We start from the raw sequence: 12,614 nt of genomic DNA on the forward strand, positions 1-12,614 counted from the left end.
AACGAAGGACGGCAACGTGAGTGATATCCGTATAGGCATTTCCGGTTGGCGCTATGGCCCCTGGCGCAAGGATTTCTACCCCAAGGGGCTGCGCCAGGACGACGAACTGGCGTTCGCCTCGCGGGCGGTCAACAGCATCGAGATCAATGGCTCGTTCTATGCCCTGCAGACGCCGCAGCGCTATTGCCAGTGGCGCGACGCAACGCCGGACGACTTCGTGTTCTCGGTCAAGGCGCCGCGCTACATCACCCATGTGAGAAGGCTCAAGGACATCGAGGAGCCCCTGGCCAACTTCTTCGCCTCCGGCCCGTTGCAGCTGGGCCACAAGCTGGGCCCGGTGCTCTGGCAGTTCCCGCCCAGCATGAAGTTCGACGCGGCACGTTTCGCCGACTTTCTCGAACGCCTACCCCATGACCGTGTCACTGCCCGGGCCTTGGCCGAGCACTGTGCCGAACGCCTACGGGGCAACGGCGGCACCGATATCGACGGCAACGCGCCTTTGCGCCATGCCATGGAGATCCGCCACGAGAGCTTCCGGTGTGCCGAATTCGTCGAGCTGCTGCGCAAGCACAAGGTCGCGCTGGTGGTGGCCGACAGCGCCGGCAAGTGGCCCTATGTGGAGGATGTCACCGCCGACTTCATCTACATGCGCCTGCATGGCGACGTCGAGCTCTACAGCAGCGGCTACACCGCCCGCGCCCTGCGCCGCTGGAAGGAACGCATCCTGGCCTGGAGCCAGGGCGGCCAACCCGACGACGCCGAACTGATCGTCCAGCGTGCGCCGCACGAGCGCGCCTCGCGGGACGTCTACTGCTACTTCGACAATGACCAGAAAGTCCACGCACCCTACGATGCCCGTCGCCTGCTGGAAAAACTGAACCTCGCCGGCGAGCTGGTCACCGAGCCTGGGGTGGAACCGGAGGTCGAATTGTGAACAAGACCATGCCAGCTCCCCGATGCATCATCGACAAGATCACTGCGGTGCACCGTCTGAATGTGCTGACGATCAACGTGCACAAGGGCTTCACCCTGTTCAACCGGCGCTTCATCCTGCCCGAGCTGCGCGAGGCGGTTCGGGCCACCGGCGCGGACCTGGTGTTCCTCCAGGAGGTTCATGGCAGCCACCAGATGCACGCGCAGCGTCATCCGGCCTGGCCACAGACGCCGCAGTACGAGTTCCTCGCCGACACCATGTGGCCACAGTTCGCCTACGGTCGCAACGCGGTCTACCCCCACGGCGACCATGGCAATGCCCTGCTCTCGAAATTCCCTATCGCCGAATACCACAACCTCGATGTCTCGATTGCCGGCAACGAACAACGCGGCCTGCTGCATTGCCGCCTGGAAGTGCCAGGCCACGACCAGTTGCATGCGGTGTGCGTGCACCTGGGCCTACGTGAAGCGCACCGCCAGGCCCAGGTCCGCTTGCTGCTGGAACTGCTCGACAGCCTGCCGACCGATGCACCGGTCATTGTCGCCGGCGATTTCAATGACTGGCGGCTCAAGGCCGACGCGGTGCTGTCCGAGCGCCTGGTCGAGGCCTTCGGCGAACGCCTGGGCACACCGGCGCGCAGCTTTCCGGCGCGCCTGCCCTTGCTGCGCCTGGACCGCATCTACCTGCGCAACGCCATGCCCGGCAGGGTCCAGGTGCTGTCCAAATACCCGTGGTCGCACCTGTCCGACCATGCACCGCTGGCGGCGGAGATCAGCCTATGAACCGGCCTTGGGTGGAAGGCAACCATGTGCAGTTGCTGATCAATGGCGAGCAGTACTACCCACGCGTGTTCGAGGCCATGGCCCGGGCACGTGAAGAGATCCTGCTCGAGACCTTCATCATCTACGACGACAAGGTCGGCCAGCAGCTGCAACAGGTACTGATCGATGCCGCCCGGCGTGGCGTGCGGGTCGAAGTGGCCGCCGACGGCTACGGTACCGCCGACCTGCCGGATGCCTTCATTTCGGCCATGACCGAAGCCGGTATCCGCTTCCACGCCTTCGATCCACAGCCGCGCCTGGTGGGCATGCGCACCAACCTGTTCCGGCGCTTGCACCGCAAGATCGTGGTGATCGACGGCGAGCTTGCGTTCATTGGCGGCATCAACTACAGCGCCGACCACCTGGGCGACTTCGGCCCCATGGCCAAGCAGGACTATGCCGTGGAGGTACGCGGGCCGGTGGTGGCCCAGGTGCACGCCACCAGCCGCCGGCTGCTGGCGCCGGTGCTGGAGCCGCCCAGCCAGGTGCGCCCGGTGACCGAGCCCAGCGGCTCGGCCTGCGCGGTGCTGGTGGAGCGTGACAACGGCCGCCACCGCAACGACATCGAAGCCTACTACCTGGAAGGTTTTCGCCTGGCCCGTCAGCGCATCGTGGTGGCCAACGCCTACTTCTTCCCCGGTTACCGCCTGATGCGCGAACTGCGCAACGCCGCGCGCCGGGGCGTGGAGGTGGTGCTGATCCTCCAGGGGCAGCCGGACATGCGCTGGGTCCGGGCTCTGTCGCGGCTGCTGTACAACTACCTGCTGCGCGATGGCGTGCGCATCCATGAGTACTGCCAACGCCCGCTGCACGGCAAGGTCGCATTGGTGGACGACCAATGGGCCACGGTCGGCTCGAGCAACCTCGACCCCTTGAGCCTGTCGTTCAACCTGGAAGCCAACCTGCTGATCCGCGACCGCGCTTTCAACCAGACGCTGTACCAGCACCTGAACGAACTGGCCAACGAACACTGCAAGGCCGTCACCCTGGAGCGCATGGTGCGAGGCTATTGGTGGCGGGCGCCGCTGATCTTCCTGTGCTTCCACGTGATTCGCCACTTCCCGCGGATCGCTGGCTGGTTCCCCGCCCACCGCCAGGTCCTGCAGTCGCTGTGCCCCGGCGAACAGGAGACCCAGGCCTATCACGAGGGCAAGACCTGATGGAGCACACGCCTTGGCGCACCTGGGGCAAACGCCTGATGACCCTGTTGTTCCTGGTGCTGATCCCGACCTTGCTGTACCTGCTGGCGCGCAACCTGGACTGGAACGAGGTGCGCCAGTCGTTGCTGGCCTACAAGCCCGGTACCCTGGCCATCGGCCTGGTGCTGGCGTTCGCCAGCTACCTGACCTTCGCCAGCTACGACCTGCTCGGCCGCGCCTATACCGGCCACCACCTGCCGGCTCGCCAGGTACTGCCGGTTGCGTTCGTGTGCTACGCCTTCAATCTCAATTTCACCACCTGGGTGGGCGGTGTGGCCTTGCGCTACCGGCTGTACGGACGCCTGGGCCTGGATACACCGACCATCACCCGTATCCTCACCCTGGGCCTTCTGACCAACTGGGTGGGCTATATGCTGCTGGCGGGAACGGTGTTCGCCCTGGGCCTGGTCGAGATGCCCAACAACTGGGCGGTGGGCGCCACTGGCCTGCGCTTGATCGGTGTGCTGCTGCTGGCGCTCGCCCTGGGCTACCTACTGGCCTGCGCCTTCGCCAAGCGTCGCACCTGGAGCCTGCGGGGACACGAGCTCACCCTGCCCTCGCTGCGCCTGGCGCTGTGCCAGGTGGCCCTGGGCGCGGCCAACTGGGCATTGATGGCAGCACTGATCCACTGGCTGCTGCCCCATGAGCTGTTCTACCCGTCGATCCTCGGCATTCTGCTGATCAGTTGCGTGGCCGGTGTGGTGGCGCATATTCCCGCCGGGCTCGGCGTGCTCGAGGCGGTGTTCCTCGCCCTGCTCCACGGCCAGATCGGCCAGGGCAGCCTGGTGGCCGCGCTGTTGGGCTACCGTACCCTGTACTACCTGATTCCCTTGCTGCTGGCCCTGCTGGTTTACCTGGTCCTGGAGAAACGTGCCAGGGCCATGCGCCGGCGTGGCAAGGCCGCAATGCGCAAGACCTGACGAAGGCCGCCACGGCCGGGAGGTGTCCGATGCGTTTTTCCATCCTGCTGTTGTTGCTCGGCAGCCTGGCCAGTACCCAGGCGCTGGCCGAGGCCTGCGAAGTGCTCACCCGCTCCTCCAGCGACGCGGTCAAGCCCGTGGAGCGGCGGACCTGCTACAGCTACGGCAACATGCCCGCCGAGGCCATCGCCTGGTCGTGCAGCAACGAAAGCAAGGACATGATCAGCACGCAGAAACACAAGGTAGCCCGCTGCGCCGATGGCAGCGTCGGCAGTTGCATCGCGCCGCTGACCCAGGAGTCGCTCGCCAACCCCAATGCCGCCGGCCGCGACGAACCTTCGACCAAGCCCGCCGTGCCCAAGGATGCGCGGGTGATCACGTACTACTACGACACCCCAAGCCTGGCCCAGGCACGTGCCGACTGCGAACGCAAGGATGGCATCTGGCAGACGCACTGACCGCCGGTCGCAGCTTAGGAACGTCGGCATCCGGCTGGGCTCCCCCGTAGTAGACGCGTTGTTTTTCACTGCAAAGGAGAGAACCGTCATGCCACGTGGAGACAAAGACAAGTACACCGACAAGCAGAAACGCAAGGCCGAGCACATCGAGGAGAGCTACGAGGCCAAGGGCGTGTCCAAGGACGAAGCCGAGTCCCGCGCCTGGGCCACGGTCAACAAACAGTCCGGCGGTGGCGAGCGCAAAGGTGGCTCGGGGCAGAAGAAGAGCCCCCAGGCCAAGGAAAAGGCTCGCGAATCCTCGGCCAAGCGCGCCGCCGCCACCCGCCGCGGCGTGCCCCGGCCAGGGCAACGGCTGGAGGACATGACCAAGACCGAACTGCTGGACCGCGCGCGCAAGCGCAATATCTCCGGGCGCTCGACCATGCGCAAAGGCGAGCTGATCGAGGCGCTGCGCAAGGCGGCTTGATATCGGTGTAAACCCCTGTGGAGCGTAATGCGTTCACTTAAAGCGCTTCGGTGCCTGTCAGATCGAGCGCCGCCCGCGCGGCGCATCGCGAGCTGCGCTCGCTCCTACGTTTGTTTCGGGCCAATTATGCCTGTGGGATTTTCGCGCGGACGCCTTGGAGCATGACGCGATATTGTGACGTACGCACCAGGCGGTCGCGCGCGCCTGTCACAGGCGTTACTGGCCGTAAACAAACGTAGGAGCGAGCGCAGCTCGCGATGCGCCGCGCGGGCGGCGCTCGATCCTACAGGCAGCACTGGCCTCTTGCTCTCTGTGCGACAGCGCCTCAAGGCGAAATCGGATCGCTCGCCGGGAAGGTTTCGTCCAGCGCATTGTCCACATTACTCTCCTTGGGCTGCACCATCTCGGCGCAATTGCAGCCGGCCATGCGGCACGGCTCGCCGTTGCGGTGGCCAGTGGCGCAGGCTTCGCAGCAGTAGGCCTTGTCATCCTGCAGCACGGCATTGGCGTCGACAGTGCAGGCACAGTGGTTACAGGCACAACGTTGCTCGGTCATGGTCAGCTCCTTCGTTCATCGTCATCGGGGTCGACCGGCGACACCTCGTCGGTCCACGGCTCGCCATCGAGCGGCGCGGAGCGAGCCAGCTCGGCTTCATCGAGGCCGATGCCACCGCCGATCTCGCGCTCCTCGACACGGCGCAGGGTCTTGTCCGCCGGGCCGCCCGCGCCACCGGGTTCATGGGGGTCGCGGGCACCGGTCTGGTCATAGAGGGTGTCCGGGCTCAGGTCATCGAGGGTGACGTTGTCTTCGTGCAGGCTGTCGCTCAAGGCTTCGCCGCCACTCATGCCACTTTCTGCCACCCGCCGAGGGGGGTACTCCTGGGCCACTTCCTGGGCTGGGCGTTCATCACCGGCGCGGCCCTCGCGCTCGTCTTGACGCTCGCTGAAGTCCAATTCATGCACGCTGCCCATACGGTCCTCGGTATCGTCGATGTCGACCTGGGGCCTGGTTTTCGGGTCGTCTGGCTGGGGCATCACGGCTCTCCGTCAGGTGGGTTCATGCGGTCGACTCCCACGGCTGGGCAATGATTCAGAGTTTCTGCCCGATGGCGCCCGCAGGCGGAAATTTTGAACTCTGCCCGGTGCGGCTCCCTCCCACCTCTAGAGACCCGCGTACCGTCCCGGAGCCCGTCATGGCCAAGCCCCTGCAGGAGTACCAGCGCAAACGCGACTTCAACGCCACGCCCGAACCGTCCGGCACGCGCCGGCGAGGCCAGGCCGCCCATGCGCTGCAGTACTGCATCCAGAAACACGACGCCAGCCACCTGCATTACGATTTCCGCCTGGAGCTCGATGGCACCCTCAAGAGCTGGGCGATTCCCAAGGGCCCTTCCCTGGACCCGAAGGTCCGGCGCCTGGCCGTGCACGTCGAGGACCACCCGCTGGACTACGCCGACTTCGAAGGCCACATCCCCGAAGGGCATTACGGTGCAGGCGATGTGATCGTCTGGGACCGTGGTATCTGGGAGCCCGAAGGCGACCCCCATGCCGGCTACGCCAAGGGGAAGCTGCGCTTTCGCCTGCAGGGCGAAAAGCTCTCCGGAACCTGGAACCTGTTCCGCACCCACCTGGCCGGCAAGAAGGAGCAGTGGATGCTGGTCAAGTCCCAGGACAGTGAGGCGCGTAGCGAGGCCGAGTACAGCATCGTCCAGGCCCAACCCGACAGCGTGCTCAGCGAGCGGACCCTGGTGCCGCGCCGGGCCAAGGCCAGCGCCAAGCCGGCCAAGCGCCCCGCCGCCCGTCCACGTGCCAGCGCCGGGAAGAAAGCCGAACTGCCCGAACACCTGCAGCCGCAGCTGGCCACGCTGGTCGACTCGCCCCCGGCCGGGGACTGGCGCTATGAGGTCAAGTTCGACGGCTACCGCATCCTCGCCCGTATCGACGGCGAAGACGTACGCCTGTTCACCCGCAACGGCCATGACTGGAGCGAGAAGATGCCTCACCAGGTCCAGGCCCTGCGCGCGCTCAAGCTCGGGTCCGCCTGGCTCGATGGCGAAGTGGTGGTCGCCGGCGAAAACGGCATGGCCGACTTCCAGGCCCTGCAGAACGCCTTCGACACCGCCCATGACGAGCACATCGTCTACTACCTGTTCGACCTGCCCTTCCTCGGCGGGCAGGACCTGCGCCAGGTTCCGCTGCAAGACCGCCGCGAGACATTGCGCCAGCTGCTCGAGGGGCGCGAGTCGGAACAGGTGCGGTTCTCCGCCGACTTCGACCAACCCGTCGATTCGCTGCTCGACAGCGCCTGCCAGCTGCAACTCGAAGGCCTGATCGGCAAGCGCGCCGACAGCCCCTACGTAGGCCGGCGCAGCAGCGACTGGGTCAAGCTCAAGTGCAAGCAGCGCCAGGAGTTCGTGATCGTCGGCTACACCGACCCCAAGGGCAGCCGCAATGGCTTCGGCGCCCTGCTGCTGGCGCTACACGACAACGACAGCGGCCAGTTGCACTATGCCGGCAAGGTCGGCACGGGTTTCAGCGCCACCACCCTGGACAGCATCCATGCGCGGCTGAAACCCCTGGAAGTGCCCGAGCCGGCCCTGGCCAAGCCGCCGACCGGGGCCGAAGCCCGTGGCGTGCATTGGCTCAAGCCGCAACTGCTGGCCGAGGTCGCCTATGCCCAGATGACCCGCGACGGCGTGGTACGCCATTCGGTGTTCCATGGCCTGCGTGACGACAAACCGGCCACCGCCATCGACCTGGAGCGCGCCATGCCCAAGACCCGCTTGTCCACGCCCGGCACCAAGGCCCAGGCCGCCGAGCTCGGCGAGCTGCGCCTGACCCACCCCGATCGGGTGATCGACGCCACCAGCGGCGTGACCAAGCGCCAGGTGGCCGAGTACTACGCCCAGGTCGCCCGCTGGATCCTGCCGCAACTCAAGGACCGCCCGGTCGCCCTGGTGCGCGCGCCGGACGGCCTGGGCGGCGAGCTGTTCTTCCAGAAGAACGCCGGGCAACTGCACATCCCCAAGGTGGTCAGCTACAGCAAGGCCGAGGCCGGCCAGGCGGCGATGGTGCTCAACAACGCCGAAAGCCTGCTGGGCGCGGTGCAGATGAACATGCTCGAGCTGCACACCTGGAACGGCACCGACAAGGACTTCGACAAGCCCGACCGCTTCGTCCTGGACCTGGACCCAGACCCGGCGCTGCCGTGGAAGGCCATGCTCGAGGCCACCCAGTTGACCCTCACCCTGCTCGACGAGCTAGGCCTGAAGGTGTTTCTCAAGACCAGCGGCGGCAAGGGCATCCACCTGGTGGTGCCGCTGACCCGGCGGGCCGGGTGGGACGAGGTCAAGGACTTCAGCCATGCCATCGTCAACTACCTGGCCGGGTTGTTCCCCGACCGCCTGAGCGCAGTGTCCGGCCCGAAGAACCGGGTCGGGCGGATCTTCATCGACTACCTGCGCAACGGCAAGGGGGCTACAACGGTCAGCGCCTATTCGTTGCGCGCCCGCGAAGGGCTGCCGGTCTCGGTACCGATCTGGCGCGAGGAACTGACCCAGCTCAAGGGTGCCAACCAATGGCATATCGGCAACCTGGCCGAGCGGCTGGCCGAGGTGGAAGACCCATGGGCCGACCTTGCCAAGACCCGCCAGTCGATCACCGCACGCATGCGCAAGCAGATGGGGATGGGCTGATGGGGAGCGTGATCGACCTGTTGCAATGGCCGGCCATGCTGCTGACGGTGCTGGCGGCCTGGTGCATCGGCTCACGCCAGCCACGAAGACGCCGCGCCGGCTTCTGCTGCTTCATCAGCAGCAATGTGCTGTGGGTGATCTGGGGCTGGCAGGTGCAGGCCTGGGCCTTGATCATCCTGCAGTTCTGCCTGTGTGCGATGAACCTGCGTGGTTTCAAGAAGAACACCCCGGCGCAACCGAGCCCATGAGCGATGGCTTGGTTGCAAGATCCGTGTAGGAGCGGCCTTGTGCCGCGAACCGGATGCAGAGCAGCCCCAGTGATCTTGCTCCTCCACTCAGCCCCTGGGGCCGCTTTGCGGCCCTTTCGCGGCGCGAGGCCGCTCCTACCGAGCCCGCGCTAACCGCCCGATGCCTTGCGCGGACGTTTGGTCGGCTTCTTCTGCGGTGCCGCTTTCTTGCCGCCTAGGCTGCGCTTGAGCAGTTCGGTGAGGTCGATGATATCGGCGCCTTTCTCCGTGGCACCTTCGCCTTTCTCGACCACACTGATCTTGCCCTTGCTGGCCTTTTCCTCGACCAGGTCGAGAATCGTCTGGCGGAAGGCGTCGTGGTAGTCCTCTGGCGTCCAGGGCCCGCTCATGTCCTCGACCAGGCGCTTGGCCATGTCCAGCTCGCGCTTGTCCACCTTGGCGTCGGTCACGCTCTTGTCCAGCTCCAGGGTTTCGAGCCCACGCACTTCCTCGGGCCAGCGCAGGGTGATCATCACCAGGGCGTCGTCCAACGGGCGCAGCAGCGCCAGGTGCTGGCGGGTATGCAATACCACCGTCGCCAGGGCCACCTTGCCAGTGCTCTGCAGCGTCTCGCGCAGCAACGCATAGACCTTGCCGCCGCGCCGATCCGGGCTCAGGTAGTACGGGGTGTCGAAATGCTGCAAAGGGATGTCGGTGGCCTCGACGAAGGAGAAGATATCGATGGTCTGGGTCGCCTCCGGGCGGGCGTTGCGGATCTCCTCCTCGCTGATGATCACGTAGTGCCCTTTCTCGTATTCCACGCCCTTGACGATGTTTTCCTTGTCGATTTCCTTGCCGGTGACCTTGTTCACCCGCTTGTAGCCCACCGGCTCCATGCTGCGCTTGTCGAGCCAGTCGAAATCTACACGCTCGGTGCGCACGGCCGTGTTGAGGCTCACGGGGATGTGCACCAGACCGAAACTGATCGCGCCTTTCCAGATTGCCCGGGCCATGGCTTGCTCCTACCATTCGTACATTGAAGGCCCCCCTGCCCTAAGGCAGCGGATTGCCACCGGTGACACCGAACACCTCGCCGGTGATATAGCTGGACTCCTGGGACGCCAGCAGCACGTACAGCGGTGCACACTCGGCCGGCTGTCCCGGGCGCTTCATCGGCGACTGCGAGCCGAACTCGGGAATCTTCTCCGGCGGCTGGCCGCCGCTGGGCTGCAGCACCGTCCAGATCGGCCCCGGGGCTACGGCGTTGACGCGGATGCCGCGCTCGACCACCTGCTTGGCCAGCGCCTTGGTGAAGGCGACGATGGCGGCCTTGGTGGTGGCATAGTCGAGCAGCGTCGCCGAAGGCTGGTAGGACTGGATGGACGCGGTGTTGATGATGGTCGCACCGGCCGGCATCAGCGGTACGGCCGCCTGGCACAGCCAGAACAGCGCATAGACGTTGGTCTTGAGGGTATGGTCGAACTGCTCGTGGCTGATCTGGCCGATGTCCTTGCGCGCCTCTTGCTTGCCGGCCACGTTGACCAGGATGTCCAGGCCGCCGAGTTGCTCATGGGCCTGGTCGACCAGCTCCTTGCAGAACACTTCGTCCTTCAGGTCGCCGGGAATGGCAATCGCCTGGCGCCCTTCGGCCTCGATCAGCTTGATCACCTCACGGGCATCGGCCTGCTCCATGGGCATATAGTTGAGCGCGATGTCGGCCCCCTCGCGGGCGAAGGCGATGGCCACGGCACGGCCTATTCCCGAGTCGGCGCCGGTGATCAGCGCCTTGCGCCCGGCCAGGCGGCCAAAGCCCTTGTAGCTGTCTTCGCCATGGTCGGGCTTGGGCTGCATGTTCGCATCGAGGCCCGGTGGCGCCTGGGTCTGGTCGGGAAACGGCGGGTGTGGATACTGGGTCAGCGGGTTCTGCATGCTGAACTGGTCACGGGGTTTATTGGGCATGGCGTGCCTCCTTGACTTGGCATTTCTACGAACGGCTCGGCCCACGAGGGGCACCTAAGCGTTCGAGATCGCCTGGCAAACGAAGGTTTGCCCGGCCCGCCGGGCTTGCCGACGGGTGGTCGGTGAAGGCCGGCTGAACCATTGGCCTTGGCCGGGCGTCCATCGCAAAAGGCCCGAACGAGGCGCACCCGATGCAAGACGATCCCATCCAGGATGTCCTGGACTACCTCAAAGCCCATGACCTGGTCCTGACCACGGCCGAGTCCTGCACCGCCGGGCGCATGGTCGCCCTGCTGGCTGAGCACCCAGGGCTTGGCGAGACGTTGGAGAGCGGCTACGTGGTGTACTCGCCCAAGGCCAAGCAGCGCCTGCTGGGGGTCAGCTCGGCGACCATCGAGCGCTATGGGCTGACCAGCGAAGCAGTCGCCTGGGAAATGGCCCTCGGCGCGCTCAAGGACAGCACCGCCAATGTGGCCATCGCCACCACCGGCGTGGCCGGCCCGGACGGCACCGACGGCGTCGCCCCGGGCACCTTGTGCTTCGCCTGGGCCTTCGATGGCGAACCGATCGCGGTCTTCACCCGCAGCCAGCGCTTCTTCGGCGATCGCGCCGAGGTATTGCGCCAGGCCGCGCTGTACGGACTGACCCGCCTGCGTCACTACCACGAGCGCTGGCTGCGTGGTGAGCGGGCCTGAAGGAGCGCTACCCATGACCGACGATGAACAGCTGTCGCGAAACCAGCCGGTGCAGGAAGACATGCCCATGCAACGTCGGGTCTGGCGTTTCGAGCGGGTGGGCTGGTACATGCTCGTGCTGCTGGTATTGCTGGCCTTGGCAGGGCTGTTCGGCAATGGCCCGCTCAGCCGTAGCGAGGTGACCAGCACCGACGGCCGGGTCAAGGTCGAGTACCAGCGCTTCAACCGCGCCGGCGCCATGGACAGCATGCGCATCAGCGTGCGTGGCAGCGGCGATGGGCCGGTGACGGTGATACTCGGCGGCTCGCTGTTCAGCGAGGCCAGCATCGAGACGATGCAGCCCCAGCCGCTGGCATCGCTGTCCCAGGGCCGGGCCTTGCAGCTGCAGCTGGGCACCGGCGGCGATGGCCAGGCCACGCTCTACCTGACACTGCGAGCCGATGCGCCCGGCCCGCTCGAAGGCGTGGTACGTGCAGGCCCGAACAGCGCAGTGCGTTTTTCCAGCTTCGTCTACCCCTAGGAGCCGACATGGATTCAATCCTTCGCGCCGCAGCCATGTACGTCGCCCTGATGCTGTTGTTCCGCATCGCTGGCCGGCGTTCGCTGGGCGATCTGACCACCTTCGACTTCGTGTTGCTGATGATCATCGGCGAAGCGACCCAGCAAGCCTTGCTGGGCGAGGACTTCTCGTTCGTCAACGCCATGCTGGTGATCGCCACGCTGATCGTGCTGGACGTGGGGTTGTCGCTGGCCAAGTTGAAATCCCGGCGGCTGGCCCGGGTGCTGGACGGCCATGCAACGCTGGTGGTGGAGCACGGGCGATTCCTGCATGGGCGCATGCGCAAGGCGCGCCTGACCGAGGACGATATCCTCGAGTCGGCGCGCGACAGCCAGGGGGTCGAGTCGGTGGAGCAGATCCGCTATGCGATCGTGGAACGCAACGGCAAGATCTCGATCATCAAGGAAGCGTGACCCCGCGATGGGGGCGACTCAACCCTTGCTGTGCTCCGATGATGTAGGCCCGGTGCCAGGCTTGATGCCCCGGGGGCCGAACAGGCCCCAGATGACCAGCCCGATCACCGGGAAGATCACCAGCAGCAAGGCCCAGAGGATCTTGGTGCTGTCACGTTTGTCACTGCGGAACACACTGACGATGGCCCATAGGTCCAGCAACAGGATGATTGCCGCGACCGCTATCCAGAAGTAGATCATCAAGTCGCCCATGGCGGGTACCTCCTCG

16 protein-coding genes are annotated in these 12,614 nt (G+C 65.7%); 11 read left to right on the forward strand and 5 right to left on the reverse strand.

The window, feature by feature from the left end:
* The first annotated feature begins 16 nt into the window (after positions 1 to 16).
* The 6 genes from ACNFCI_RS10410 to ACNFCI_RS10435 all read left to right on the forward strand — a co-directional run bounded on the left by ACNFCI_RS10410 (position 17) and on the right by ACNFCI_RS10435 (position 4,798).
* Positions 17 to 934, forward strand: coding sequence for a DUF72 domain-containing protein (locus ACNFCI_RS10410; protein WP_368828916.1), 918 nt, complete (start codon positions 17 to 19; stop codon positions 932 to 934).
* Positions 931 to 1,716: an endonuclease/exonuclease/phosphatase family protein gene (locus ACNFCI_RS10415; protein WP_084857793.1), complete on the forward strand. Its 786-nt coding sequence runs from the start codon at positions 931 to 933 to the stop codon at positions 1,714 to 1,716. Before ACNFCI_RS10410 ends, ACNFCI_RS10415 begins: the two co-directional genes overlap by 4 nt.
* Positions 1,713 to 2,915, forward strand: a complete 1,203-nt coding sequence (gene clsB / locus ACNFCI_RS10420) for a cardiolipin synthase ClsB (protein WP_084857792.1) — start codon at positions 1,713 to 1,715, stop codon at positions 2,913 to 2,915. Before ACNFCI_RS10415 ends, clsB begins: the two co-directional genes overlap by 4 nt.
* Positions 2,915 to 3,874: a lysylphosphatidylglycerol synthase domain-containing protein gene (locus tag ACNFCI_RS10425; RefSeq protein WP_084857791.1), complete on the forward strand. Its 960-nt coding sequence runs from the start codon at positions 2,915 to 2,917 to the stop codon at positions 3,872 to 3,874. Before clsB ends, ACNFCI_RS10425 begins: the two co-directional genes overlap by 1 nt.
* A gap of 29 nt (positions 3,875 to 3,903) precedes the next feature.
* Positions 3,904 to 4,332 carry a hypothetical protein gene (locus ACNFCI_RS10430; RefSeq protein WP_084857790.1) on the forward strand — a complete coding sequence of 143 codons (429 nt, stop codon included), beginning with the start codon at positions 3,904 to 3,906 and terminating at the stop codon, positions 4,330 to 4,332.
* Positions 4,333 to 4,420: 88 nt separating this feature from the next.
* On the forward strand, positions 4,421 to 4,798 hold the full coding sequence (locus ACNFCI_RS10435) for a Rho termination factor N-terminal domain-containing protein (RefSeq protein ID WP_084857789.1): 378 nt from the start codon (positions 4,421 to 4,423) through the stop codon (positions 4,796 to 4,798).
* Positions 4,799 to 5,123: 325 nt separating this feature from the next.
* Here the strand turns inward: ACNFCI_RS10435 and ACNFCI_RS10440 are convergent, their stop codons facing one another.
* Positions 5,124 to 5,354, reverse strand: a complete 231-nt coding sequence (locus tag ACNFCI_RS10440; RefSeq protein WP_084857788.1) for a metallothionein — start codon at positions 5,352 to 5,354, stop codon at positions 5,124 to 5,126.
* 2 nt (positions 5,355 to 5,356) lie between these two features.
* On the reverse strand, positions 5,357 to 5,833 hold the full coding sequence (locus ACNFCI_RS10445) for a phosphotransferase system, HPr-related protein (protein ID WP_324811843.1): 477 nt from the start codon (positions 5,831 to 5,833) through the stop codon (positions 5,357 to 5,359).
* Positions 5,834 to 5,991: 158 nt separating this feature from the next.
* On the opposite strand from ACNFCI_RS10445, the gene ligD reads away from it, so the two are divergent.
* On the forward strand, positions 5,992 to 8,493 hold the full coding sequence (gene ligD, locus ACNFCI_RS10450) for a DNA ligase D (protein WP_368828915.1): 2,502 nt from the start codon (positions 5,992 to 5,994) through the stop codon (positions 8,491 to 8,493).
* Positions 8,493 to 8,741, forward strand: a complete 249-nt coding sequence (locus ACNFCI_RS10455; protein WP_084857785.1) for a hypothetical protein — start codon at positions 8,493 to 8,495, stop codon at positions 8,739 to 8,741. Before ligD ends, ACNFCI_RS10455 begins: the two co-directional genes overlap by 1 nt.
* 149 nt (positions 8,742 to 8,890) lie before the next feature.
* Here the strand turns inward: ACNFCI_RS10455 and ACNFCI_RS10460 are convergent, their stop codons facing one another.
* Positions 8,891 to 9,733 carry a Ku protein gene (locus ACNFCI_RS10460; protein WP_368828914.1) on the reverse strand — a complete coding sequence of 281 codons (843 nt, stop codon included), beginning with the start codon at positions 9,731 to 9,733 and terminating at the stop codon, positions 8,891 to 8,893.
* A gap of 40 nt (positions 9,734 to 9,773) precedes the next feature.
* Positions 9,774 to 10,679, reverse strand: a complete 906-nt coding sequence (locus ACNFCI_RS10465) for an SDR family oxidoreductase (protein WP_224455826.1) — start codon at positions 10,677 to 10,679, stop codon at positions 9,774 to 9,776.
* A gap of 191 nt (positions 10,680 to 10,870) precedes the next feature.
* Here ACNFCI_RS10465 and ACNFCI_RS10470 point away from each other — a divergent pair, with 191 nt between their 5' ends.
* The 3 genes from ACNFCI_RS10470 to ACNFCI_RS10480 are packed head-to-tail and all read left to right on the forward strand — an operon-like array spanning position 10,871 to position 12,346.
* On the forward strand, positions 10,871 to 11,374 hold the full coding sequence (locus ACNFCI_RS10470; RefSeq protein WP_084857778.1) for a CinA family protein: 504 nt from the start codon (positions 10,871 to 10,873) through the stop codon (positions 11,372 to 11,374).
* 13 nt (positions 11,375 to 11,387) lie between these two features.
* Positions 11,388 to 11,894, forward strand: a complete 507-nt coding sequence (locus ACNFCI_RS10475; RefSeq protein ID WP_368828913.1) for a hypothetical protein — start codon at positions 11,388 to 11,390, stop codon at positions 11,892 to 11,894.
* Positions 11,895 to 11,902: 8 nt separating this feature from the next.
* Positions 11,903 to 12,346: a DUF421 domain-containing protein gene (locus ACNFCI_RS10480; RefSeq protein WP_368828912.1), complete on the forward strand. Its 444-nt coding sequence runs from the start codon at positions 11,903 to 11,905 to the stop codon at positions 12,344 to 12,346.
* Between the two features lie 18 nt (positions 12,347 to 12,364).
* Here ACNFCI_RS10480 and ACNFCI_RS10485 read toward each other — a convergent pair whose 3' ends face one another.
* Complete coding sequence (locus tag ACNFCI_RS10485) at positions 12,365 to 12,598, reverse strand: PLD nuclease N-terminal domain-containing protein (protein ID WP_084857773.1); 234 nt, start codon at positions 12,596 to 12,598, stop codon at positions 12,365 to 12,367.
* Positions 12,599 to 12,614: the final 16 nt, after the last annotated feature.

The sequence above is a fragment of the Pseudomonas sp. NY15356 genome (genome assembly GCF_048068175.1).
Taxonomy (GTDB): Bacteria; Pseudomonadota; Gammaproteobacteria; order Pseudomonadales; family Pseudomonadaceae; genus Aquipseudomonas; species Aquipseudomonas putida_K.

Bases quoted from the DNA above. Each gene is read 5' to 3' on its own strand.
- ACNFCI_RS10430 (WP_084857790.1), top strand. From the start codon at position 3,904: ATGCGTTTTTCCATCCTGCTGTTGTTGCTCGGCAGCCTGGCCAGTACC.
- ligD (WP_368828915.1), top strand. From the start codon at position 5,992: ATGGCCAAGCCCCTGCAGGAGTACCAGCGCAAACGCGACTTCAACGCC.
- ACNFCI_RS10445 (WP_324811843.1), bottom strand. From the start codon at position 5,833: ATGCCCCAGCCAGACGACCCGAAAACCAGGCCCCAGGTCGACATCGAC.
- ACNFCI_RS10480 (WP_368828912.1), top strand. From the start codon at position 11,903: ATGGATTCAATCCTTCGCGCCGCAGCCATGTACGTCGCCCTGATGCTG.
- ACNFCI_RS10465 (WP_224455826.1), bottom strand. From the start codon at position 10,679: ATGCCCAATAAACCCCGTGACCAGTTCAGCATGCAGAACCCGCTGACC.
- ACNFCI_RS10425 (WP_084857791.1), top strand. From the start codon at position 2,915: ATGGAGCACACGCCTTGGCGCACCTGGGGCAAACGCCTGATGACCCTG.
- ACNFCI_RS10440 (WP_084857788.1), bottom strand. From the start codon at position 5,354: ATGACCGAGCAACGTTGTGCCTGTAACCACTGTGCCTGCACTGTCGAC.
- ACNFCI_RS10470 (WP_084857778.1), top strand. From the start codon at position 10,871: ATGCAAGACGATCCCATCCAGGATGTCCTGGACTACCTCAAAGCCCAT.
- ACNFCI_RS10485 (WP_084857773.1), bottom strand. From the start codon at position 12,598: ATGGGCGACTTGATGATCTACTTCTGGATAGCGGTCGCGGCAATCATC.
- clsB (WP_084857792.1), top strand. From the start codon at position 1,713: ATGAACCGGCCTTGGGTGGAAGGCAACCATGTGCAGTTGCTGATCAAT.
- ACNFCI_RS10435 (WP_084857789.1), top strand. From the start codon at position 4,421: ATGCCACGTGGAGACAAAGACAAGTACACCGACAAGCAGAAACGCAAG.
- ACNFCI_RS10475 (WP_368828913.1), top strand. From the start codon at position 11,388: ATGACCGACGATGAACAGCTGTCGCGAAACCAGCCGGTGCAGGAAGAC.
- ACNFCI_RS10455 (WP_084857785.1), top strand. From the start codon at position 8,493: ATGGGGAGCGTGATCGACCTGTTGCAATGGCCGGCCATGCTGCTGACG.
- ACNFCI_RS10460 (WP_368828914.1), bottom strand. From the start codon at position 9,733: ATGGCCCGGGCAATCTGGAAAGGCGCGATCAGTTTCGGTCTGGTGCAC.